The sequence below is a fragment of the Halocynthiibacter sp. SDUM655004 genome, from assembly GCF_026015885.1.
In the GTDB taxonomy this organism is placed as follows: Bacteria; Pseudomonadota; Alphaproteobacteria; order Rhodobacterales; family Rhodobacteraceae; genus Falsihalocynthiibacter; species Falsihalocynthiibacter halioticoli.
The window spans coordinates 1,397,619-1,420,930 of record NZ_JAPDUG010000001.1 but is presented as its reverse complement, the minus strand read 5'-3'; the positions used below and the strand labels follow the sequence as shown (position 1 = coordinate 1,420,930).

Annotated in this window: 24 protein-coding genes and 1 tRNA gene; 10 read left to right on the top strand and 15 right to left on the bottom strand. The window is 53.8% G+C overall.

Annotated elements, in window-relative coordinates; genetic code table 11:
- Nucleotides 1-28: 28 nt before the first annotated feature.
- Together ctaA and N9C89_RS06950 are read right to left on the bottom strand one after the other, a co-directional pair.
- Nucleotides 29-1,168 (bottom strand): heme A synthase, encoded by a 1,140-nt coding sequence (gene ctaA, locus N9C89_RS06955; RefSeq protein WP_263953106.1) that lies wholly within the window; start codon nucleotides 1,166-1,168, stop codon nucleotides 29-31.
- A gap of 116 nt (nucleotides 1,169-1,284) precedes the next feature.
- A complete protein-coding gene (locus N9C89_RS06950; protein WP_263953105.1) occupies nucleotides 1,285-2,043 on the bottom strand; it encodes an RNA methyltransferase in 759 nt (252 codons plus the stop codon).
- A gap of 93 nt (nucleotides 2,044-2,136) precedes the next feature.
- Here N9C89_RS06950 and N9C89_RS06945 point away from each other — a divergent pair, with 93 nt between their 5' ends.
- Both N9C89_RS06945 and N9C89_RS06940 read left to right on the top strand, forming a co-directional pair.
- The gene (locus N9C89_RS06945; RefSeq protein ID WP_263953104.1) at nucleotides 2,137-2,466 is read left to right on the top strand and encodes a TfoX/Sxy family protein; all 330 of its coding nucleotides are present in this window, start codon (nucleotides 2,137-2,139) and stop codon (nucleotides 2,464-2,466) included.
- Between the two features lie 74 nt (nucleotides 2,467-2,540).
- Nucleotides 2,541-3,200 carry a thiamine phosphate synthase gene (locus tag N9C89_RS06940; protein WP_263953103.1) on the top strand — a complete coding sequence of 220 codons (660 nt, stop codon included), beginning with the start codon at nucleotides 2,541-2,543 and terminating at the stop codon, nucleotides 3,198-3,200.
- Between the two features lie 13 nt (nucleotides 3,201-3,213).
- Here N9C89_RS06940 and N9C89_RS06935 read toward each other — a convergent pair whose 3' ends face one another.
- The 3 genes from N9C89_RS06935 to N9C89_RS06925 all read right to left on the bottom strand — a co-directional run bounded on the left by N9C89_RS06935 (nucleotide 3,214) and on the right by N9C89_RS06925 (nucleotide 5,094).
- Nucleotides 3,214-4,056, bottom strand: coding sequence for a lysophospholipid acyltransferase family protein (locus N9C89_RS06935; RefSeq protein WP_263953102.1), 843 nt, complete (start codon nucleotides 4,054-4,056; stop codon nucleotides 3,214-3,216).
- Nucleotides 4,053-4,832 carry a GNAT family N-acetyltransferase gene (locus N9C89_RS06930; protein ID WP_263953101.1) on the bottom strand — a complete coding sequence of 260 codons (780 nt, stop codon included), beginning with the start codon at nucleotides 4,830-4,832 and terminating at the stop codon, nucleotides 4,053-4,055. The genes N9C89_RS06935 and N9C89_RS06930 overlap by 4 nt, the downstream gene beginning before the upstream one ends.
- A gap of 85 nt (nucleotides 4,833-4,917) precedes the next feature.
- Nucleotides 4,918-5,094 carry a DUF3553 domain-containing protein gene (locus N9C89_RS06925; protein ID WP_263953100.1) on the bottom strand — a complete coding sequence of 59 codons (177 nt, stop codon included), beginning with the start codon at nucleotides 5,092-5,094 and terminating at the stop codon, nucleotides 4,918-4,920.
- Between the two features lie 27 nt (nucleotides 5,095-5,121).
- Here N9C89_RS06925 and N9C89_RS06920 point away from each other — a divergent pair, with 27 nt between their 5' ends.
- Complete coding sequence (locus N9C89_RS06920; protein WP_263953099.1) at nucleotides 5,122-5,721, top strand: histidine phosphotransferase family protein; 600 nt, start codon at nucleotides 5,122-5,124, stop codon at nucleotides 5,719-5,721.
- Nucleotides 5,722-5,723: 2 nt separating this feature from the next.
- Here N9C89_RS06920 and N9C89_RS06915 read toward each other — a convergent pair whose 3' ends face one another.
- The 7 genes from N9C89_RS06915 to N9C89_RS06885 all read right to left on the bottom strand — a co-directional run bounded on the left by N9C89_RS06915 (nucleotide 5,724) and on the right by N9C89_RS06885 (nucleotide 12,139).
- Nucleotides 5,724-6,977 carry a glutamate-5-semialdehyde dehydrogenase gene (locus tag N9C89_RS06915; protein WP_263953098.1) on the bottom strand — a complete coding sequence of 418 codons (1,254 nt, stop codon included), beginning with the start codon at nucleotides 6,975-6,977 and terminating at the stop codon, nucleotides 5,724-5,726.
- Nucleotides 6,978-7,088: 111 nt separating this feature from the next.
- Nucleotides 7,089-8,222, bottom strand: coding sequence for a glutamate 5-kinase (proB, locus tag N9C89_RS06910; RefSeq protein WP_263953097.1), 1,134 nt, complete (start codon nucleotides 8,220-8,222; stop codon nucleotides 7,089-7,091).
- Nucleotides 8,210-9,247, bottom strand: a complete 1,038-nt coding sequence (obgE, locus tag N9C89_RS06905) for a GTPase ObgE (protein WP_263953096.1) — start codon at nucleotides 9,245-9,247, stop codon at nucleotides 8,210-8,212. The genes proB and obgE overlap by 13 nt, the downstream gene beginning before the upstream one ends.
- A gap of 119 nt (nucleotides 9,248-9,366) precedes the next feature.
- The gene (locus N9C89_RS06900) at nucleotides 9,367-9,897 is read right to left on the bottom strand and encodes a GNAT family N-acetyltransferase (protein WP_263953095.1); all 531 of its coding nucleotides are present in this window, start codon (nucleotides 9,895-9,897) and stop codon (nucleotides 9,367-9,369) included.
- Nucleotides 9,898-10,064: 167 nt separating this feature from the next.
- On the bottom strand, nucleotides 10,065-10,334 hold the full coding sequence (rpmA, locus tag N9C89_RS06895; protein WP_263953094.1) for a 50S ribosomal protein L27: 270 nt from the start codon (nucleotides 10,332-10,334) through the stop codon (nucleotides 10,065-10,067).
- A gap of 11 nt (nucleotides 10,335-10,345) precedes the next feature.
- Nucleotides 10,346-11,047, bottom strand: a complete 702-nt coding sequence (locus N9C89_RS06890) for a 50S ribosomal protein L21 (RefSeq protein ID WP_263953093.1) — start codon at nucleotides 11,045-11,047, stop codon at nucleotides 10,346-10,348.
- Nucleotides 11,048-11,302: 255 nt separating this feature from the next.
- Nucleotides 11,303-12,139 carry a DUF2059 domain-containing protein gene (locus N9C89_RS06885; protein WP_263953092.1) on the bottom strand — a complete coding sequence of 279 codons (837 nt, stop codon included), beginning with the start codon at nucleotides 12,137-12,139 and terminating at the stop codon, nucleotides 11,303-11,305.
- Nucleotides 12,140-12,336: 197 nt separating this feature from the next.
- Between N9C89_RS06885 and N9C89_RS06880 the strand changes: the two genes are divergently transcribed.
- Together N9C89_RS06880 and N9C89_RS06875 are read left to right on the top strand one after the other, a co-directional pair.
- Nucleotides 12,337-12,426: transfer RNA gene (locus N9C89_RS06880), tRNA-Ser, on the top strand.
- 116 nt (nucleotides 12,427-12,542) lie between these two features.
- Nucleotides 12,543-13,355: a hypothetical protein gene (locus tag N9C89_RS06875; RefSeq protein WP_263953091.1), complete on the top strand. Its 813-nt coding sequence runs from the start codon at nucleotides 12,543-12,545 to the stop codon at nucleotides 13,353-13,355.
- Nucleotides 13,356-13,450: 95 nt separating this feature from the next.
- Here the strand turns inward: N9C89_RS06875 and N9C89_RS06870 are convergent, their stop codons facing one another.
- Entirely contained in the window at nucleotides 13,451-14,257 is an 807-nt protein-coding gene (locus tag N9C89_RS06870) for an alpha/beta hydrolase (protein WP_263953090.1), read from the bottom strand.
- A 373-nt stretch (nucleotides 14,258-14,630) separates the two neighbouring features.
- On the opposite strand from N9C89_RS06870, the gene N9C89_RS06865 reads away from it, so the two are divergent.
- From N9C89_RS06865 to N9C89_RS06845, 5 genes are all read left to right on the top strand, one after another.
- Nucleotides 14,631-15,890 (top strand): imelysin family protein, encoded by a 1,260-nt coding sequence (locus N9C89_RS06865; RefSeq protein WP_263953089.1) that lies wholly within the window; start codon nucleotides 14,631-14,633, stop codon nucleotides 15,888-15,890.
- A gap of 109 nt (nucleotides 15,891-15,999) precedes the next feature.
- Nucleotides 16,000-17,508, top strand: a complete 1,509-nt coding sequence (locus N9C89_RS06860; protein WP_263953298.1) for a di-heme oxidoredictase family protein — start codon at nucleotides 16,000-16,002, stop codon at nucleotides 17,506-17,508.
- On the top strand, nucleotides 17,508-18,491 hold the full coding sequence (locus tag N9C89_RS06855) for an imelysin family protein (RefSeq protein WP_263953088.1): 984 nt from the start codon (nucleotides 17,508-17,510) through the stop codon (nucleotides 18,489-18,491). The genes N9C89_RS06860 and N9C89_RS06855 overlap by 1 nt, the downstream gene beginning before the upstream one ends.
- A gap of 1 nt (nucleotide 18,492) precedes the next feature.
- Nucleotides 18,493-19,563 (top strand): DUF1513 domain-containing protein, encoded by a 1,071-nt coding sequence (locus N9C89_RS06850; RefSeq protein WP_263953087.1) that lies wholly within the window; start codon nucleotides 18,493-18,495, stop codon nucleotides 19,561-19,563.
- A gap of 181 nt (nucleotides 19,564-19,744) precedes the next feature.
- Nucleotides 19,745-20,560, top strand: a complete 816-nt coding sequence (locus N9C89_RS06845; protein WP_263953086.1) for an aminoglycoside phosphotransferase family protein — start codon at nucleotides 19,745-19,747, stop codon at nucleotides 20,558-20,560.
- Between the two features lie 20 nt (nucleotides 20,561-20,580).
- On the opposite strand, the gene N9C89_RS06840 is transcribed toward N9C89_RS06845, so the two are convergent.
- Complete coding sequence (locus tag N9C89_RS06840; RefSeq protein ID WP_263953085.1) at nucleotides 20,581-20,964, bottom strand: potassium channel family protein; 384 nt, start codon at nucleotides 20,962-20,964, stop codon at nucleotides 20,581-20,583.
- 239 nt (nucleotides 20,965-21,203) lie between these two features.
- A complete protein-coding gene (locus N9C89_RS06835; RefSeq protein ID WP_263953084.1) occupies nucleotides 21,204-23,303 on the bottom strand; it encodes a M13 family metallopeptidase in 2,100 nt (699 codons plus the stop codon).
- Nucleotides 23,304-23,312: the final 9 nt, after the last annotated feature.

Sequence of the window (23,312 nt, the reverse complement as noted above, 5' to 3'; positions counted from 1 at the left end):
GTATGTTGCAGCGGTCTTGTCAGCCACGTTAGGCCCTCCGGATTGTTTGTTCGGGTGGATATTGCGTCATGAAACGCGCCCGCAGAATCAGCACCCACAGGATAATCGCGCCAATTTGGTGTTGGATCGCGATTGAGAGTGGTGCCGCGTTCCAAACGGTCAGAACCCCAAGAACGGCCTGAAGCACCATCATGCCCAACACGAGGTCAAACCCACGCCGCACGGCCAATTTCCCGCTCGCACGGCTCTTGCGCCACACAATGAATGTAAAGATCAGCAACAGATACCCAACGATCCGGTGCATAAACTGAACCAGTCCGGGGTTTTCAAAGAAATTGGTCCAAAACGGTGTCAGCTCGAACATGCCAATGGGGAAGAACCCACCTGCCATCAACGGCCAATCGGTAAACGTACGCCCCGCGTCAATTCCGGCCACAAGCGCACCAATCAAGATTTGCACCATGCTGAAATGCATGAGGCCCGTTGACATGGAGAAGAGCTTGCCCTCGCGGTCACGCCGCGCCTTGAGTAACTCTGCCTCGCTTCGACCCAGAAGAAGGATGTACCATCCAAGGAACCCAAGGATCAGGAAGGCCAACCCAAGGTGAACCGCAAGCCGATAAGAGGCCACAGCGATCATCCCGTCCTTAAGGCCGGACGCCACCATCCACCAGCCAATCGCCCCCTGCAATCCGCCAAGCGCACCGAGCAGCAAGAGCCGTCCTGTCCAACCCGTTGGAATGTTTTTCGTCGCCAGAAACCCGAGGAACCCAAGCGCCCAGACCAGACCAACCGTGCGGCCAAGCTGTCTGTGGCCCCATTCCCACCAATAGATGAACTTGAACTCCGCAAGCTCCATCCCGCGGTTCAGCGCCTCATATTGAGGTGTTTCCCTGTATTTCTGGAATTCGCCGTCCCATGCCTCCGCAGACATTGGTGGCACAGCCCCCGTAACAGGTTTCCATTCCGTAATCGAAAGGCCGGAATCCGTTAAGCGCGTAAGCCCGCCAATTACGACCATCGCCGCAACCATCAGAAATAACACCATCAGCCAGAGCCGAATCCCGCGCCGCGCTCCTTTGGGTGCACGATCAATGCCACCCGGCGTTGGAGTTGATGGCTTCTCCTGTTCGGAAACCTCTTCGAAAATACTGCGTGGCTTTGACATGGCTGCCCTTTCCCTCACCCGATCCTGCGGCGATATGTTGCCGCGAATTTAGGCTTTGATCCCATAGGCTTCAACGGCCCATTTTCGCTTGGTGTGAATTTAACGTCGCAAGGCGCTTATTCATCGCCACGTTCTTTCCAACGCACCATCTGGCGTAGCATCCCGTGAAGCATCTGAACATCCGAGCGTGTAAGCGGCATCCGCGCCCACATATTGCGCAGATTGAGTTTCATGTTGGCAGCCTTGGCCTCAGGGAAGAAGAACCCTGCGTCTTCTAACCTCTGTTCGAAATGATCGCCCAGCTTCTCGACCTCAAGCCCTTCTGCGAACTCGGTTTTTGCCATCTCAACCGTTTCCGGCACGACCGTTTCAGATTGACGCCGCCACTCATAGGCCGTCAGCAACACACATTGTGCAAGGTTGAGCGAAGGGAACTCCGGATTGACCGGAACGGAAATGATCGCATTGGCCCGCGCAACATCCTCGTTTTCAAGGCCCGAACGCTCAGGACCAAACATCACGCCGACCTTTTTTCCCTCGGCGATCAATGCGCGTGCATGTTCCATCGCGCGTTCAGGTGACATCACGGGCTTGGTCAATCCCCGATGGCGCGCCGTCGTGGCAAAGACATAGTTACAATCGGCAAGCGCATCAGGCACATCATCATACAGCCCCGCCTCATCCAGCAATCGCCCCGCGCCGCTCGCCATTGCAACGGCCTTCTGATTTGGCCAGCCGTCGCGCGGATCAACGATCCGCATCCGGTCCAGCCCGAAATTCCACATAGCCCGCGCCGCGCCGCCGATATTCTCGCCCATTTGTGGGCGTACCAAAACAAAGGCCGGCTGCGGCCCGCTCCAATTCTTATCGCTCACGGTCAAACGCTTTCTTTTGCCACGGATTTCGGATGTGTTACGCTCGCAAAACGACGGACGCAAGAGACAGACCACAGGAAAGAGAGGCGCGATATGGCATATGACGAAGGGCTGGCGCAGTTATTGCGCGATGATCTGGCCGATCTGGACGGTATCACCGAGCGCAAGATGTTCGGCGGCCTGTGCTTCCAATTGAACGGACACATGGTCTGTGGTGTTCACAAAGGCGGTGGTATGTTCCGCCCCGGAAAGCCGCGCGAAGCCGAAGCGCTCAAGGTTGAAGGCACAGCGCCCTTGTCTTTTACCGGTCGTCCCATGGGCGGTATGATTGACGCAAACGAAGACGCCATATCCGATGATACGCGCCGCAGAATTTTAATTGATCTTTCGCTCGAAAACGTCAAAGACCTGCCCCCGAAGTAATCGGGACGAAAAAAGCCCGTTACAACACCGCCGAACACCGTTAAACGAACGGGAAGAGCTTCAAGGAGTCCGAGATGGCCGAGGTAAAAGACATGCCCGCAACAGATACCCAAGACACACCGCTTGTGCCGCAAACTTATCTGATCACGCCGCCAGAATTCGAGCTTTCAACCTTTCCTGATGTCTTTGCGCGGGTTCTCGACAGCAACGAGATCGCCTGTGTGCGGCTTTCTATGGCAACGCAAGACGAAGACCGCATTTGCCGCGCCGCCGACGCCCTGCGCGCAATCTGTCACGAGCGCGACATTGCCATTGTGATGGACAAGCATATTCCTTTGGTCGAACGTCTTGGACTTGATGGCGTGCATCTCGGCAATACGGGCAACTCTGTACGCAACACCCGCAAAGAACTTGGGCCTGACGCAATTATCGGCGCCTATTGTGGCCACTCGCAGCATGACGGCATGACCGCTGGCGAAGCGGGCGCAGATTACATTGCATTTGGCCCCGTCGGGTTGACACCGCTGGGTGATGGAAGCCGCGCCGAACTTGACTTGTTTCAGTGGTGGTCAGAAATGATCGAGGTCCCTGTGGTTGCCGAGGGCGCACTTGATGAGGACCTCATTGCGGCATTGGCGCCGTTTACGGATTTCTTCGGTGTTGGCCCAGAAATCTGGAGCCACGACGCACCAGCAGAAAGCCTCAACGCGCTCCTCGCACCGCTTCGCGGGTAATCTGCGAAGGCCGTTAACCGGCGTAGGCGTCTCCAAGTGTTTTCTCGACCCCAGAGCGGACCGCGGCCTCGCAATCCGCGGCTAGTTTCTTACGGCAGTCGTAATCTGCGGCACGGTAAGGTGGATGATAAATCACCTTCACGGATCCAGCCTTACGCGCCGCCAAAACCTTGAGCATATGCGGCCCAAAACTCATATCGCCCCACCAGCCATAGAAATCCACAGGTGCACCTTCAGGCGCGGTATACACAACGCTCACGGGCTGCACCCATGCTTCGGGCTTAATTTTGTCTGTGAGGAACGCAGCGAAAAGCGTTGATTTAAAACGCAAAACCCTCAAAGCGTCGGTTGAAGTTCCCTCGGGGAAAAACAACAGCTTATGCCCCGCAAGCAGCCGTTCGGTAAAGGTGTCGCGGTGTTTGTGGGCGTCTGTTACTTTTCGCGCGATGAACACTGTTCCTGTCGCCCGCGCGAGCCAGCCGATCCCTGGCCACGAGGCCACCTCGGCCTTGGCAACAAAGTAAATACGGTTCTGCGCATTCAGCGCAAAGATATCCAACCAAGAGCCATGATTGGCAACAACCGCCCCTTTGTGGCGCATGATCTCGCCCTCGGCGCTATATCCCATGCCCAAAATGCGAAAGGCATTCCGACATACAAACAACGTAAGATAAGGCGTAAACGGCCGCCGAACGCCGTAAATAGGCTGCTCGATAAGACGCAGCAAAAGCATCAATATCAAGCAAATGCTCGTCAAAAGAAGCAGCGGAACACCCCGCAAAACGGCGCGCACAACGCCACCGACCCCGATCTTAACCGGTGTGGGGGCCTTATCCGACGTCCATGTGGGCGTCACGCGTCTCGCGCCTTTGTGTAAAAATTCTTGTGCTTGGCGTTCATCCGTTCGGTATCCATCAGCAAACAGACGTCTGTGGTGTTGAAGCTATAATCCAGATACGCCCCCTCGCCCACAAAACCACCGAGCCGCAGATACGCTTTGATCAGCGCAGGCGTGTTGACCATCGCCGCACGGCGGTCAAGTTGATCGGTTGGCACGAGATCCATGGTCTGGAAATGCTCTGGTACAACACGCACTCGCAACTCTTCAGGCGCGAGGTGATTATGGTGCAGATAGGCCAAAGATTGCTTGATATCTTCGACATTTGTACCGTGAAAACTTGCAACACCAAACAGGATTTCGACCCCGTTCGACAGGACGTATTCGGCCAAACCATTCCAAAGGTGGAACATCGCCGTACCGCCACGATAATTCGGATGCACACAAGAGCGCCCCAGCTCCAGAAGCTTGCGACCACTTTGTTTTAGACAAGTGAGATCGTATTCATTTTCGGAGTAGAATTGGCCGATCTCCGCGGCCTTCTCGCCCAACAGCAGCCGATACACCCCGACAACCTGTTCTTCAACGCCACCCTCGCGGCTATGATCGATCAGCAGGAGATGGTCGTAATGCGCATCAAAGGCATCCATCTCGAGGCGATTTTCATGGTCGACCATGTCGCCATCGCCACCCAGCTCCTCGATGAATACCCGATACCGCAGTCGCTGCGCGGCACGCAGGTCCTCGGACGATTGCGCCAATCGAGTTTCGAATTTGGGGTCAGTTCTGCTCATAGAGTGCGGGATAGCTCCAGTTTGTCTGAGCAGCTTCTAGGGACTTGCGCCTTTAAATGCAACCAAAGCGCAACGGCAAGCCCGACTAACCCGCGTCAAAGACGATTTCGAGTGGCACATGCGCACTTTGCAAAGTTATTTTGCCGCATTCTTCAAAATTAACGGTTATTTTACCATCAATAACAGATTGTACCTGACCAAGGCCCCACTCGGGCTGCGCAGGGTTTCGCACCAGCATTCCCGGCTCTAGTATTTCGTTCATCTAACTGCCTCGCACGTCAGGAAAACCATGTCGCAGAAACCAAGAGACCTAACCGCCCTTCTCGGATCCCGCATCTGTCATGACCTTATCAGCCCTTTAGGCGCAATCGGCAATGGGGTTGAACTGTTGGAGATGAGCAACGCGGCAAATAGCGCCGAGGTGGCGCTTATTCGGGACTCGGTGACGAACGCCAATGCCAAGGTACGTTTTTTCCGCGTCGCCTTTGGCGATAGCGCCCATGCCCAACAAATGCGCGGTCGAGAGATCGGGGCAATCTTGAAAGAGTATAGCGAGCAAGCCCGCGTTGACATCACCTGGACCAGCACAGAAGACCCAATGCGCCGTGAGGCAAAACTCGCGTTTCTTTTGATCCAATGCCTTGAAACAACAATGCCATTTGGCGGCACGATCACCTGTGGCTGTGAAAGCGGAAACTGGACATTGCACGCCCAAGCGGAACGCCTGAAGATCGACACAAACCTCTGGCAACTCGTCTCTGAAGACAACCCAGACATTGAGGTCTCTGCCGCGCAAATCCAATTCGTTCTTGTTGCTAGCGCGTTGAAAGACTGCGGAAAAACGCTTTCCGCAGAGTTTCACGACACCGAAATAACGATCACCTTCTGACGTTATGGCCGCGTGGTGCCGTCGCCTTTGACGATGTATTTGAAGCTCGTCAATTGCTCGGCTCCGACTGGTCCTCGCGCGTGCATCTTACCTGTGGCAATGCCGATTTCCGCCCCCATACCAAACTCGCCGCCGTCGGCAAACTGGGTCGAGGCATTGTGCATTAGGATCGCAGAATCCAAACGCGTAAAGAACCGATCCGCAACATCTTCGTTCTCGGTAATCACACAGTCAGTATGATTGGAGCCATAGGTGCGGATATGATCGATTGCGCCGTCAACATCATCAACAACCTTCGCCGCGATAATCATGTCGAGGAACTCCTTGCCGAAGTCCTCCTCATTCGCAGGAACACTTCCATCAAGCCCCTCGGCCCGAACTTCGACACCGGCCTCTTTAAGCGCATCAACGATTTTCTGGCCTAATGTGTCTTTGATATCCTTATGCACCAACAGGCATTCCGCCGATCCACAAATCCCGGTACGGCGCGTTTTCGCATTCAGCACAACACGCAAGGCCTTCTCCGCATCTGCGTCTTTGTCCACATAAATGTGGCAAATCCCCTCAAGGTGAGCAAAAACAGGCACCCGCGCTTCACGCTGAACAAGACCTACCAGCCCTTTGCCGCCACGCGGTACAATCACATCAATCGCCTCGGTCATGCGCAGCATCTCTGCGACGGCAGCGCGATCACGGGTTGGCACGCGTTGGATGGAGTCTTCGGGAAGACCCGCTTCGCGCAAACCGTCTTGCAGGCACGCATGGATCAAACCAGAGCTATGGAAGCTTTCTGATCCACCGCGCAGGATAACCGCATTCCCTGCCTTGAGGCACAGCGCGCCTGCGTCAGCCGTGACATTCGGCCGGCTTTCATAGATCACGCCGATAACGCCAAGCGGCGTGCGTACACGCTTGATATGCAACCCGCTTTCCATGTCCCATTCGGTGAGCGTTGCGCCCACGGGATCCTTCTGCATCGCGACCGCGCGCAGGCCATCAACAATGCCCTTAATCCGATCCTCGTCCAGCATCAGACGGTCGAGCATCGCAGCGCTCAGCCCTTTGTCGCGGCCATATGCCATATCTTTTTCGTTGGCAGCGATGATCTCTGCGCGACGCTCCCACACCGCATCAGCGGCGGCCATCAACGCCGCTTCCTTCTGCGGACCCGGCGCAAATCCCAACTCACGCGATGCGGCGCGGGCACGTGTGCCGATGTCTTGCATCAGAAGGGGGATATTGTCGCTGTCTTTCATGGTCTCGCCTTTTCAACGTTCACGGGAGTTCGGCGCAATATAATGCGGTTTCTGCCAACGAACCAAGGGGGTAACGCATGAAGAATTGCAATAAGCCCCATCACAGATGGTTCAGAGCACCATATCGTCGCGATGGATCAGGGCTGCGCGGCCGGCATAGCCAAGAATAGCCTGAAACTGGTCCGAAGGAACGCCCTTGATCTGCTGCGCCTCTTCAGAGGTATAGCGTGTCAGGCCCGTCGCGATTTGTCCGTCTGGCCCATGAACCGCAACCGGATCCCCGCGCCCAAAGGTCCCGCTCACCGCCGTCACTCCCGCTGGAAGTAGGGACTTCCCGCGCTTGAGCGCCTGCGCTGCGCCGGCATCCACGGTTACAATCCCGCGCGGCTTCATGGCCGATATCCAATGCTTGCGCGCCGCCTGTGGGGTATCTTTTGCGGTGAACCACGTACAGGCCGCGCCTTCGATCAGGCTTGTAATTGGTTGCACAACCGACCCTTCGGAAATGACCATAGCACAGCCCGCTTGGGTCGCGGTTTTTGCAGCCAAGACTTTTGTTTTCATGCCACCCTTTGACAGACCAGAGGTCGGATCACCCGCCATAGCTTCGATACTAGGCGTAATGACATCGATGGTATCAAACCGCTGTGCAGTCGGGTCAATCCCCGGATTGGCGGAGTAAAACCCGTCAACATCCGACAGAAGCACCAGAACATCCGCACCGACCGTCACGGCAACTTGCGCGGCAAGGCGATCATTGTCGCCAAAGCGGATTTCGTCAGTGGCGATGGTGTCATTCTCGTTTACGATCGGCACCGTGCCGAAGCTCAAGAGTTGCTCTAACGTGGCGCGCGAATTGAGGTAACGACGGCGATCTTCGCTATCTTCGAGCGTGACCAATACCTGCGCAGTTGTAATGCCTTCGGGTGCCAAGACGCCCTCATAGGCACGCGCCAAACGGATTTGCCCAACGGCGGCCGCGGCTTGAGATTGCTCAAGTGCCAACCCGCCCGCAGGCAGACCCAAAACACCTCGCCCAAGCGCAATAGAACCGGACGAGACCAAAACAACATCCGCGCCCTGCGCTTTGAGTTTGGCCACATCGCGGGCGAGTCCCTGCAACCATTCCTCTCGCAACGCTCCACTGTCTTTATCGACAAGCATTGCCGAGCCAATCTTGACCACAACGCGCCGCGCGCGGGCCAAAGCCTCTGCACTACGGTTGGTGGCGGCTAGGGTTGCCATGGTTCGGGCTCCTCGTCGGCCTTTTTCTTGCGCAGTTTATCTTCGGAAATTTCGGCACGAACCGCGCGCAGCACATCGGTTACACCATCATGCGCAACACCGGACATCAGCATGACCGGTCCGCCGCATGCAGCTTCAAGCTCAGCACGTTTCGCGGCGCGTTCTTCCTCGTCCAGCGCATCAATCTTGTTCAGCACCGTCACGCGTGGCTTATCTGCCAACGCGCCGCCATAGGCTTCAAGCTCGCCAATGATAGTTTTGTAATCCGCAGCAACGTCCTCGGCGGTTCCATCCACAAGATGCAACAGGACCGAGCACCGCTCCACATGACCAAGGAACAAATCGCCAAGCCCACGTCCTTCACTCGCGCCTTCGATTAGGCCCGGAATATCGGCAATTACGAATTCCGCACCATCAACACCTACAACCCCGAGGTTGGGATACAGCGTGGTAAACGGATAATCCGCAATCTTAGGGCGGGCATTTGACGTGGCCGACAGGAACGTCGACTTCCCCGCGTTCGGCAGACCGAGCAAACCAGCATCCGCAATCAGCTTGAGCCGAAGCCAGAGTGTTCGTTCAATCCCCTCTTGCCCCGGATTGGCACGACGCGGCGCTTGGTTGGTCGAAGATTTAAAGTGCAGGTTGCCGAAGCCGCCATTGCCGCCCTTAGCAAGCACAACGCGTTGGCCCACCTCAGTAAGATCGGCGATAACCGTTTCCTGATCCTCATCAAGAATTTCCGTGCCTACGGGGAGCTTCATGACGATGGTTTCGCCATCCGCACCCGTGCGTTGCGCACCCATACCGGGCTGGCCGTTTTTGGCAAAAAAATGCTGCTGGTAACGGAAATCAATGAGCGTGTTTAGCCCTTCAACGGCTTCTGCAATGATATCGCCGCCGCGTCCGCCGTCACCACCATCTGGGCCACCATACTCGATATATTTCTCGCGTCGGAAAGACACACAGCCGCCACCGCCGCCACCGGAACGCACATAGACTTTGCAGAGATCTAGAAATTTCATTTGGCCGGCCTTCCGTCAATTTATCAAGGCGATACAGCAGGACGCGGCGAGGCTCAAGCCTTCACCGCGTCCGCTTTTGTTTCAGTTGCGGCATTCACCGCGTATTTCGTCCAATAGGATCAGTCGTATTTGCGCAGGTAAGTCCACGTTGCGACATTGGCATCCCGCGCCACGGAAAAGTGTTCCGCATCGCCGAGATACGTAAAGCCAGCATTGGTCAACACGCGCGCAGAGGCCGGATTATCCTGAAAGACAACAGCGAAGATAGTTTTGCAGTTCTGCGGATTTGCCTCCAACAGCGCGTTAACGGCCTCAGACGCAAGGCCAGTTCCCCAAAACGCAGGTGCGACCCAATACCCGATCTCTGATTGGCTACGGTCCATCCGTTTAAGGCTGATCACACCCAGAATTTCGTCACCACCACGATCCATGACCCAAGCGTCCTCATCGCGGTCGGGTTGCTGGACACGTTCGATAAAGGCTTGGATGACACCACGGGGCAGCGGATGCGGAATCGAAGAGGTTTGCTCCGCGACGCGCTTGTCACCCGCATACATTCGCAACTGTCCGGCATCCGATTTCTGAACCGGACGCAGCGTGAACCGTTCGGTCTCAATTACCTGTTGGCCTGTTATCGTCTCAAGTCTCATGCCTCTCCTCCTCGAAAAGCATATCGCATAAGGAACATTTGCCCCTTAACGCATGTCAATTTCTCTACTGGCGCCTGTACGCGGCGTGGTTACCAAAGAAATGTTACAAAAATGAAAAGGGGCCGGTGTTTCCACCGACCCCTAATCTTGAACCATAAGGTTTCGGCTTACTCAGCGGCCTCCGCCACTGGGAGAACCGAAATAAAGGTGCGGCCCTTGAGGCCCTTGTGGAATTTCACGTTACCTTCAGCAGTTGCGAAGATTGTGTGATCTTTCCCCATGCCAACGCCTTGACCCATGAAGAACTTCGTACCGCGCTGACGCACGATAATGTTGCCTGGGATCACGGCTTCGCCACCGAATTTTTTTACACCAAGGCGGCGACCAGCAGAGTCGCGACCGTTACGGGATGAACCGCCTGCTTTTTTATGTGCCATGCTGTCTCTCCTTAGCCTTTAGCGAATTCTTTAGCTTGCTCGATCCAGCCTTCGCGCTCGATACGGCCTTTGAACGACAATTTTTCGTCGAACTCGGCTACATCAGCATCAGTCCAGGCTGCGATTTGGGCAAATGTAGTGATGCCTGCATCGAGCAGTTTCTTTTCGAGTGCGGGGCCAACACCGGACAATTTCTTAAGATCGTCCGCGCCAGTTGCAGCAGCAGCCTTCTTAGGTGCGGCTTTCTTGGCGGCAGGCTTCTTAGCCTCGGCTTTGGCGGCGGGCTTCGCTTCTGCTTTCTTTGCAGGCGCGTTTTTCGCCTTCGGTGTCACGTCAGCCATTGCAGCAACAACGGATGCAGGCACGGAACCTGTACCCTGTGCCGCTTTAACGCCGGACTTCGATGCACCTTTTTCAAGGATATCTGTGATCCGAACGAGGGTCAGCTTTTGACGGTGACCTTTTGTGCGCTGGGAGCCGTGCTTACGGCGGCGCTTGACGAAATGAATAACTTTTTCGCCTTTGATCTGGTCGATCACTTCGGCCTGAACCGCAGCATCCTCAACGTTTGGCGTACCAACAGTGGCGCCAACCATGAGAACTTCGTTGAATTGAACAGTTTCGCCAGCATCTGCAGCAATACGCTCTACTCGCAGCACGTCGCCGCTTTGAACTTTGTATTGCTTGCCGCCGGTCTTTAGAACCGCAAACATCAGGTCTTCCTTTGCATTTCCGCGTCTTGTGGCCCCCGCATGGGAGTTTTTGCCAGTATGGCGCCTCGGACAGCGCGCCCGCTCGGGCGATGAATAAAACATAAACCAACACGAGAGTCCGAAAGGAATCCCGCATTGAGAGGCGGCTTATCGGTCCAATCCCAAAAGAAGTCAAGCCAAAGCCGTAAGTTTATTTGGCCACAGTGCCGAAACTTCGAATTGGCAACACACACAAGCCGAGCGGTATCTGCACGCCTAGATATCCTGACTTGTTATATAGGTCGCGGCCGCATAACCAAGCGCCTCTGATACGTCTTTGAACACTTCGTCAAAACTGCTGAACAACGCATTGTTGAACTGCCGCCCAGAAGCCGTCCGGCCGAAGGCAATATGATCGCGCAATTCGCTTTCCGTTAGCGGCTGATACGCCAAAGCCAAAAAGCTCATGACCCAAGCCATGGTATCTGCGCGAAATACCGGCTCTTGGTTATAGATATCTGCAAGAATGTCGCTGTCGGTCATAGAATTATCAACCGCGCCACCACGAATCAGCCCCTGCATAAAGGCGTATTGCGCATTCATCGAGGAGACGACATTTGAATCGATCAGGTCGTTCACCTTTGCATATTCACGCAATGAAACAAGAAACGGATCCTGTTCCCGAACCATAGACTCAACAATTTCACTTGCTGCCTCTTCTACCGCAGGGTCAAGAAACGAGCGGCGTGTCAGCAGCTCTGCATCGGTAATTTTCGCGCCAAGGTCGGTGTCATAAAAGGCGAGCGTTTCTGAAACTGTTTGGTCCGAAAGAGCCTCAGAGAACATTTGCCAAAAAGAGTCCTTCAAACGCGCCGAGGTATAGATTTCTTGTACGTCCTTGCGCCAAGTGTCTCCGCCCTTCCCTGCGAACAGTTGCTCCTCAAGGTCAACGGCATAGAGGTCACCCTCCTCCGCCATAATCTCAAACAACTCATCCAACCGCAGTATCTCATTCAAGCGCTGCAATTCAGCTTCGCGGTCCGCAAACGCCGCAACCGAGGTCGCAACGAGAAAGACAAAGGCAGAAACAGTGCTTTGGATCAAACGGGCCATCGGGTCTCCTGAAGTCATCGGTATTTATCGTAGGATATATGTAGTAAGTTGTTGCAGCTTTCCAAAAGGATTTCACCCCCAAACGCCCCAAATCGCAGCCTCGTGACACGGCGCGAGCTGAAATTTTGGGATTTTCTTGAAACTCAAGCGAATTTACCCTTGCGACCCTGCGCGATACTAACTAATCAGCGCACCACGGAGAGGTGCCGGAGTGGTCGAACGGGGCGGTCTCGAAAACCGTTGTGGGTGCAAGCCTACCCAGGGTTCGAATCCCTGTCTCTCCGCCATTTTCAAAATATCTGTACAAAAAGTTTCTAATTTCACTGTGTTACGAAGCGCGAGTGAAAGAAAAATCAGAAATTCAGAATGACAATTTTCTTTTCTTCGATTAACAAGTTTAAGCATGAGTCTTCCTACAATTGGCATGTTTTGGGATGGGCCACCCCTCGGTTTCATAGAGAGGTTGTGCGTCACATCGTTTGTAAAAATTGGTCATCCAGTCGTAATATTTTCATACAATGACATCGGTGGCGTACCGCAAGGTGTCGAACTCGCGTCTGCAAGTGATATTTTACAAGAACCAAAGCAAATCGTACGTCATGGCCGAACTGGCAGTCCTGCTATTTATGCTGATAAGTTTAGGTATCATTTACTTGCTAAGAACGACGGTATTGTCTGGTCTGATACCGATGCATACTGCTTAAGACCATTTGTACCGAAGGACGGATATTTCTTTGGTCGTGAGAATGAAAAAATCGTCGCGAATGGCGTAATGGCCCTTCCTGCAGAATCTCAAACTCTAAGAAATCTTATCGATTTCTGTGAGGACGAATACGCGATTCCTTCTTGGATGATGCCCAAACATATTGCCGAGATGAAAATCCGAAGTTCTGCCGGTGATCCAATGCATGTTTCTGAAATGCCTTGGGGCGCTTGGGGGCCCAAAGCGCTTACATACTATCTCAAAAAGAATGATGAATTCCATCATGCACTTGCCCCCCACGTCCTTTACCCTGTTCCATTTGAAGATAGGCGCATTTATTTTCGAGCCGCTTGGAAAACATGGAAATTGGTGCAAGACGATACCGTCTCCATTCATTTTTATGGCCGCCGCGTGCGTGAACGCCTTAAAAATAGATTTTTGAGTATACCTCCGAAGGATTCCATTTTATTTGAACTTGCCGAAAAAAATGGCGTTCAGCATGATGGCTTATGAAGGGCTGAACCAATCATTAACTCAATTGATGCACACGCAAACCAAAACAAAATTCGTTCGCAGCTTCGATTGAGACCATTCAAGAACTATGCGAGTCAATTCACACATTTATTCACGAAACGCTCAATTCGTTCATACGTTTGCCATTTGGGTTCCCCAGGTGATAGCTCGCAATGCCCATGAATATGCGCTTCTGATTCAAGTAGTTCCATTTTTCCACCGAGTTTCTTTTTGAGCATCCTCACGCCGTCTACCGAAACACGGGTTTCGTTAGGGTTATGAAGTGCCAGAACAGAAAAATTATCGGATGGATCAACATATCTTGGGTAACTATAGCCCCCAGAACAAGAGAAAACTCCATGGATAAAAGGAGCATTCAAACCGAGCTGCCTGGCCCCAAAAGCAATGTTACACGCTGTTATTCCCCCGGCCGATGATCCTCCAATAACACGTTTTTCTGACCAGCCGAAACGATCCGCAACATCTGACGCCCAACCCAAGAAGCTTACACCATCCTCCATGGCGACAATGGACCTAAATTCGCACAATCCAGGCCGTATCAAGTTTTCTCTATTGTTTTGGTACTCATCAATTTGACTAGCAATCTTATCTGACACATCTTCGGCTTTACCATGCAAGCGGTACTGCACAGACGCGACCGCAATACCTTTTTGTGAAAGCCTGCGACCCAATCGTTTTGCCATCTTTTGATTGTGACTGCCGAATTTAAATGCTCCACCATGAAACCAGACAAAAAGCGGTGGCTTCAGCTTACATTCCTTTGGCAAATAAATTGTACTATGGAGCGTGATCTCCTTATCGCCAAGGCTGGCGCAAACATAAGGAACATCGTTGTAAATTGTGCAATACTCTAGCTCTGTTTTATTTAAGGTGCCAAGCACAAGAAAATTCCTCTATATTTGTCAACAACTTAACTTGCACACATGCGGAATGACAACAGTTAAATCAGAACCACAAGAAGCTTGTCTTAGCCAGGTTTTGTCTAGCCGGAGTTCACAGGAAACATCCGAATAATACCCTCTTTTTATTCAAATGTTTGGAATGCAGTAAAGTCGTGCATCAGTGGCTTCGCCAGCTTCACTGCCCCAATACACACTGATCGATCGATACAGTACTCAACAATTTCTAGGGTCATTTTAACTCCTACCAAATTTATCCGATTAAAAAAATCGGAATTGACAAAAACCATCCTGTGCTTCAGTTAACTCCTGACAATTTTTGTCGGAAACTCGCGACGTAACACAGGACACATTTATGAAACTCCTTTCCGCAACCGCATTGGCCACCACTCTACTGGCCCCACTCCCAGCCTTCGCTGACAAAGCCGCCGTACTGAACACCTATGCCGACATCGCCGCTGCGGGATACGAAGACAGCCTCGTGACGGCAAAGGCATTGCAAGCTGCCGTTGACGCGCTTGTTGCTGACCCAAGCGACGAGACTCTTGCTGCAGCCAAAGAATCGTGGATCACCGCGCGCGCGCCCTATCAACAAACCGAGGTTTTCCGCTTTGGCAACGCGATCGTTGACGACTGGGAAGGTAAGGTAAACGCATGGCCGCTAGACGAAGGTCTGATCGACTATGTGGACTCATCATATGGCGGCGCAACCGACGAGAATGAATATGCGGCGCTGAACGTGATCGCGAACGAGACATTCTCGCTCTCCGGCACCGAAATCGACGCAACCAACATCACACCGGAGCTTCTTGCCGAAACGCTTCACGAAGCGGATGAGGTCGAATCCAATGTGGCAACAGGCTACCACGCCATTGAATTCCTTCTTTGGGGCCAAGATCTTAATGGACATGGCGCAGGTGCTGGCGCGCGTCCGGCAACCGATTTCGCAACGGGTGATGCCTGTACTGGCGGAAATTGCGACCGCCGCGGAGAATACCTGAAAGCGGCAACAGAATTGCTCGTCTCCGATCTCGAATGGATGGCTGCGCAGTGGCAAGATAACGGCGCGGCGCGTGAAACCGTTCTGTCCGATGAAAACGCTGGCCTCGATGCAATCCTTACCGGAATGGGGTCTCTTTCCTACGGTGAGCAAGCCGGTGAGCGGATGAAGCTCGGTGTTATGCTCAACGACCCAGAAGAAGAGCACGATTGCTTCTCTGACAACACACACAACAGCCATTACTACGATGGTTTGGGCGTTCAGAATGTCTATCTCGGCAGCTATACCCGCGTTGACGGCTCTGTTGTGTCTGGTCCGTCCCTCTCCGAACTCGTCGCCGCAGCCGATGCAGAAGTGGATAGCGCGCTTAAAGCCGATCTTGAAGCAACCATGGCGGAACTCGGTGAACTCAAAGAAGCCGCTGAAGGCGGGTTTGCCTATGATCAGATGCTCGAGCGCGGCAACGAAAAGGGCGAAGAACTCATCATGTCTGCGGTTGATGCTTTGGTGAAACAAACCAAATCCATCGAACGTGCTGTGACCGCACTTGGCATTGATGCGATTGATTTCGAAGGGTCCGACAGCCTAGACAATCCGGATGCAGTGTTTGAATAAGCGCCCCCCCTTTGAAGATCTCAAGAAGAGTGTCGCCGTATTGGCGGCACTCGCATGTGTTTGAAAGACAAGAAAAATGAACAACCGCCCCCCTCGCTTCGTTTCGAAAATGGCCGCAGGATTATTCGCGCTTACGGTACCCATCTCTGCAGGGGCGCAGGACATGGACGATGTTCATCTCAATGTCATTCCACGCACGGAAAGCGAAGCAAAGCGGATCATATCCGTCACAAAGCCAACCACCGATTTCAGCGCGGCAGAGAAATTCGAAAGCAACCAAGGCGGCGCCACCACGACGCGCGCGCGCAAGGATGCAAATGCCTTTTCGCAGTCGTCGGAAAATATGGACTTTGCCGCAGAGCTTGATTTCAAATTGGGTAACGCGCTGTTCCGCAAACTCTGGGTGTCATCGCCCTCCTCTACTTTGGCGTCTGACGGCCTTGGCCCTCTCTATAACGCGCGGAGCTGTCAGCGGTGCCACCTTAAAGACGGACGCGGCCACCCGCCCGAAGGGCCGAACGATAGCTCTGTTTCGATGTTCCTGCGCATCTCCATTCCTGGCACCGACAAAGACGCACCAGCAGAAATCGCAGAGTATCTCGCCACCCTGCCCGACCCTGTCTATGGCGGTCAGCTTCAAGACATCGCGGTACAGGGCCACGCCGCGGAGTATCGGCTCGGCATTGAATACACCGAGGTCGAGGTTGAGCTTTCTGACGGTGAAACTGCCTATCTGAGAGAGCCGACTTATACAGCCGAGGATTTGGGCTATGGCCCGCTTCATGCCGATGCCATGCTCAGCCCGCGCGTTGCGCCTCCCATGATCGGGCTGGGATTACTCGAAGCCATACCTGCTGCAGACATTCTGGCCGGAGCCGATCCCGACGATGCTGACGGAGACGGCATTTCAGGCAGAGCGCAAATCGTCATGTCACGGGAGTTCGGCGTTCCGATGCTTGGCCGCTTTGGGCTTAAAGCCGGTATGCCCACCGTTCGCGAACAATCTGCTGGTGCCTTTGCAGGAGATATCGGCCTCTCCACCAGCCTGTTTCCCGCTGGCTTTGGCGATTGTACCGACGCGCAATCTACTTGTCGCAGCGCGCCTGATGGCAACACCGCTGACCACGGGAATCTTGAGGTGTCTGACGAGAGCCTTGAACTGGTTAGCTTCTATTCGCGCAACCTCGCCGTGCCAGCGCGCCGCGATGTGGATGATCCAGAAGTCTTACGCGGCAAGGAAATGTTCTATGAGGCGGGCTGCACTTCTTGCCACACCCCGAAATTCGTCACCCATCGCCTTGAGGATCGTCAGGAACAGAGCTTCCAACTCATTTGGCCCTATTCCGATCTCTTGCTTCACGACATGGGCCCCGGCCTTGCCGACCACCGCCCCGAGGCGCGCGCGGACGGGTATGAATGGCGCACCCCGCCGCTTTGGGGGATTGGCCTGACCGAACAGGTCAATGGCCACAGCTATTTTCTGCACGACGGCCGCGCCCGCAACCTTCTTGAGGCGGTCCTCTGGCATGGTGGCGAAGCCCAAGCTGCCCGTGATAGCGTTGTCGACATGCTAGCGGTTGATCGCGCCGCACTCATTCGTTTTCTGGAGAGCCTCTGATGAAATATCTGGTATTGGCCGCGTTCATACCTTCAATTGCAACTGCGGGAATTGATGCCGTCATCGACGAGCATATCCTCCCTGCGCATGAGGCGTTCACAGTCGCGACTGAAGAACTAGCCATAGCGGCCCAAGCAGATTGCCGCGCAGAAGCTGTCGCGCCTGCGTATCACGAGGCGTTTGATGCGTGGATGGGTGTTTCGCACATCTCGTTCGGGCCAATCGAGACCCTTGGCCTTGCTCCGGCAATTGCCTATTGGCCTGACACGAAGAACTCAACAGGTCGGCATCTGGATCGTTTGATTTCAGTTGAAGACCCGATTGTTGAGGATGTCGAGACGTTCGCCAATGTATCCGTCGCCGCGCGCGGGTTCTTTGCGCTTGAGCGGCTATTGTATGAGGAAAAATATACGGGTTATGAAAAAGGCAGCTATGTTTGTCATCTTGTTCAGGCCATTAGCCAAGACCTCGCAACACTCGCTGCAACTTTGGACGCTGAGTGGCAAGACAATTTCGCTCAAACACTCCGCACCGGTGGTGCAAGTGGGAATGAAACCTATTTCACCGAACGCGAGGCTCTACAGGCGGTCTTTACGTCTGTTGTAACCGGTCTTGAATTTAACAAGGACAAACGCCTTGGAAGGCCGCTTGGCACGTTCGAACGCCCGCGCCCCACGCGCGCCGAAGCGCGGCGATCTGGCCGCAGCTTACGTAATGTGACGCTTTCACTCATCGCGCTGCGTGATCTAAACGATGCGTTGACCGATGGCGCGGCCACGCAAACGCAGGCAGCATTTGACCGCGCCATTACGCATGCTGAAACGCTTGATGATCCAGTCTTTGCGGGTGTGGCAGACCCGTCCTCGCGGCTCAAAGTCGAAATTCTGCAACAAGCAGTAACGGCAACTGGCGAAGCCGTTCGCATAGAAGTTGGACCGATGCTTGGTGTGAGCGCAGGGTTTAACGCGCTCGACGGAGATTAACATGCGCAAGGACAGACGCGGTTTCCTCGCTGGGCTCATGGCGGCATCCCTAACCCCAAGTCTAAGTTGGGCCGACGCGGGAAACCCTTCATTTCTGGCCGCAGCACGCGAACCGGACGGCACTTATGCGCTTTTCGGACTGTCCGAATGCGGCCAAGACATTTTCCGCATTGCCCTTCCCGCCCGTGGTCATGCAGCCGCGGCACACCCCAGATTTCCAGAGGCTGTTGCCTTTGCCCGCCGACCAGGCACCTATGCTTTGGTCATCGACTGTACAAACGGCAGATTGATCCAGAAACTTGATGCGCCAAACGGGCGGCATTTTTATGGACATGGCGTTTTCCTGAACGACGATACACTCTGCTGCACCGAAAACGATATCGAGAGCGGCGAAGGCCGCATCAGTCTTTGGTCGCGGCGCGAGAACTATCGCCGCATCGGAGATTTTCCATCAGGCGGCATCGGCCCACACGACCTGAAGCTTCTGCCAGATGGCGAAACACTCGTCGTGGCGAATGGCGGTATCCGCACACATCCCGACCATGGGCGGGACAAATTGAACCTCGACACCATGCGCCCAAACCTGAGCTACCTAAAAACAGATGGTAGCCAAATAGACCGCAAAGAGCTCGAGCCCGCGCTTCACCAATGCTCGATCCGTCATCTTGATGTGCGTGAAGATGGGCTCGTTGCCTTCGCCATGCAGTGGCAAGGTATAGAAGGTGAAGCCGTTCCGCTTCTTGGCTTGCATGCGCTGGGCAACCCCGCAGTTTTTCCAGAGTTTCCCATAGCGGATCAAAACAGATTGAGTGGATATGTGGGCAGCGTAAGCTTTGCGGGCAACGGAAGCTCGGTTGCCATCACCTCGCCGCGCGGCGGTGTGTTACTGACGCACGGTCTGACGCACGGTACCAAAATCTGGAACCGCAGCGACATCTGCGGCGTCGCACCAAGTGGCGAAGGTTTTGTTAGCACAGACGGACTTGGCGGTATCTTTTCGGTGGTTGATGGCAAGCCCCGAAAACTCGCCTTGGCCAATCGCGCATGGGACAATCATCTGGTTGCAATCTAGACCTCGCAGAAGCATGGCCGCAAAAACGACCACCTCACCGCACAAGTGGTCTAACAATGCGCCGAAGGGTTTGAGAAAGACTGGGCATGTCGGTTCAGACCTGCAAAAGTGGCTCGGCATACGGATCGATCGCGCGCCGCCTGTTGTGTGAGGATCCGAATTTTCGGGAGACGCGTAAAGTATGACCGACAGTTTGCAGAGGCTGGTTTCGCATTGGGCGCTAAGCGAGGTTCTTCCGCTTGCAGACACCCATTCCAGTAAAGTGTTTACCGCAGAATATCAGGGCATTCCCGTGGTTCTGAAAATCATGAAACCTGCGAGCGACGAGCAGCAATCCGCCCGTATCCTGCATTACTTTGACGGTCTCGGCGCAGTGCGCGTAATCCGAGACTTACGAGAGGCGATGTTGCTCGAAAAGCTTGACCCCGAACCGCATCTGAAAGCAATGGTACAGCAGGAGCAAGATCTCGAAGCCGCTGCGATTATTTCAAACACAATCAGCGCACTACATACCAAACGGGAAACGAAAAGACCCGACGGTATAAGAACGCTGGAAGTTCAATTTACGGAGTTATTTGACAAGGCCAGAACACCCTGCGCCCCTTCTTTTCACAACGCTGCGGGGATAGCGCGGCGTCTCTTGTCGAGCGAACAAGAACTTTGCGTGCTGCACGGTGATATTCACCACGAGAACATTTTAAACTCCGAGCGCGGCTGGCTTGCGATTGACCCCAAGGGTATATTCGGTGAACGCACTTACGAAGTTGCCAACACGCTCTGTAACCCTGTTGATACTCCAACAATCGTCCACTCTTCCGAACGCGCAACACAGCTTGCAAAGCACTTCGCAGAAACGCTCAACCTTGATGCCAATCGCATACTCGAGTTCGCATTTGTCCATGCCTGTTGCTCGGTGTGTTGGGCCGAGGAAAACAAACAAGACACTAGCTATGCCGAAGAAACCATCAGGACACTTGAACAACTCGTTTCTTTGTAAACAAGCCTTAGCTTACCGGTCTATTCAGACGGTTTATCCTTTTTGGAAGCGCTTTTTGAGGCAATACGTTTCCCTTCTCGGGAGGGTTTCTGAATAATAAGCGCCTTTGCGAACTGTGAAAACAAGGCCACAAAGACCCCGACCCCTACGAAAATATAGAAGACCGTGAACATTTTCCCATATGTCGTCGACGGAGCAAGATCGCCAAACCCGACCGTAGACATGGTCGTTACCGAGAAATAGAGGCTATCCGTCCAAGACCACCCCTCGACCATCCGATAAAACGTTGTGCCGGAAATCAAGATCAGGATCGCGACGACGAGGCCGGCTCTGAAATTTTCACTCTCCCAAGACCGATAGATTGCCTTTAGAAAACGCCAGACAGTCAGAGCAAATGGCAACATGAAATACGCTCGCTATATGTAGGCGGCCAATCATATCGTTCTGCCGCCCAGGATGTGTTGGAAAAATAGTATAGAACGCCAATACATTGCCGACAACAGAAGCCGCAAGCGGACAGGTTTTTCATACCATCCAAAAGCGACACTCAGCTTGGTGAAGATTCGGTTTGCGCAGCGTTGGTATCACTCAAAGAGCTGTTCCGCTCTATCAGCCATCTACCGATAAGCGACCGATTGAAGTCTTACCACGCCTCGACCCGTTTTTCAGGCGCAAGCCACATTGGGTCACCCTCCTGAATGTCAAACGCTTGATAAAAGGCCTCCATATGCTGCAACGGTGCATAGGCGCGGTACTCACCTGGCGGGTGACCGTCGGAGGCAACAAGGCTGCGGATGAACTGGTCGGTGGCTTTCCAAGTCCACATCTGGCCCCACGAAATGAAACACCGTTGCGATGGCGTTAACCCATCAATCTCGACGTTCTCCTCCGGATGCTCTTCGAGATAGTTCATCAAGGCTTCGTGGGCGAAAGCGATGCCGCCCGTATCCGCCATGTTTTCTTTCACATTGAGCTCACCATTCACATATAGGCCCGGCAGAATCTCAACGGCATTGGCCTGATCAATCAGCTTTTGCGCTTCTTTTTCGAATGCTTCGGCATCTTCGGCTGTCCACCAATCACGCAGGTTCCCCTCGGCATCAAACTGACGGCCGCCCGTGTCAAACCCGTGTGTCATCTCATGTCCGATAATTCCGCCTAAACGACAGAAATAGACCGGCGCGTCCATGTCGGCTTGGAAAATCGGGGGCTGTTGAATAGCCGCTGGCACCTGAAATCCATTTTCAAGCGGGCTATAGGCGGCGTTGATCACGATTGGTAAGGTCGACTCCTCGTTGAATTGATCAGAAACCACCGGCCCTTTAGACCGTTCAATCAGACGCGTGTTCTCGAAATCTGAAAGGTTTCGATAATTGGCCACCATATCTGATCCGATATCAACGCCAGTGTAATCGATCCATTCGTCGGGGTAGCCGATTTTGTAGTCAAAACTGTCAAGCTTTTGGAGCGCCGCTTCTTTTGTTTCTTCTGACAACCAATCTCGGCTTGGTATACGCGAGCGGAATACGTCCTGAATACGCTCGACCATATCGAGCGCTTTTTGGCGCGTCTCTTCGGGGTAGTATTTCTCGACGTAGATTTGACTCAACGGATGACCAAGCGCCTCCTTTAGTAACGAAAGTGCACGCTCTTCACGCGGCAAAAGAACGCCAACACCGGTAAGAACCTCTGTGAATTTCCGCGTCGGCTCATCGAACTCCGTTGTCATCAAATCCGAATAATTGTGAATGACACGGAAGGTGACATAATCCCGAATGTCTTCAATCGTGCGCTCCTGAAGAACCTTCGAGAGGACCGGCAAATAGCGCGGCGCTGACAGGATAACACGCTCCGGAAGTTCCATTCCGACATCTGTGGTAAGTTGCACCAAGTCGATTTCTGGAATTGCTGCCTGTAACTCATCTCGGGTGACCGGATTATAGAAATTGCGCGGGTCGACCATTTCTTCTGGAGTCAGTTTCCCGTCCAGAAGCGCAGCCTCTATCTCAAGTGACGTTTTGGCAATGCGCTCGGCATCTCCGGCGTCAAAACCGGAAATCTCAAAAATCTCCATGATATAGGTTTTGTAGCCCTCATAGCGCTCGCCACCCGGCCCTTCACGAAGCAAGTCTTCATTATGGGAGTCTATACCGAAAAGCCCCGCAGCCGCGTAGTAGGCATAAGTTTTGCTGTCGGCCAAATCAGCCATAGGTGCGAGCACCAAAAACAGGCTCGGCCCACCTTCACGCATCATCTTGGACATGAATTCTGTAAGGCCGGCCATGTCGGTAATCGCTGACACCTCCTCAAGCAACCCTCTGATCGGCTCAATGCCAGCAGCATCGAGCGCCTCTGTATCCATATAAGCGTTATAGAAGTCGCCAACCTGCTGCGTTGGGCTGCCCTTTTCGGCTGTTGCAGCGGCCTCTCCGGCCTCTTTAAGCGCAATCTTCATCTGCGCCTTCACGCGTTCACCCGCGATGGTTAACGAACCATAGGAGCTCAACTGTTCGGGTCGCTCAACACGATCCTGCCATTTGCCGGACACATAGCGATAGAAGTTTTCGCCCGGATCAACGCTGAGGTCCATATTCTCGATAGAAAAGGCAAGATCATCCGGCCCCACGGGTGGCAATTCCTCTGCGAGCGCCACGCCTGACAATGCCACGCTACAGCCGAGAGCCGCAAAAACACCCTTGGGCTTTAACGACGTGATTTGGACCAAATGGGAGAAAGGCAACATAGTGACCTC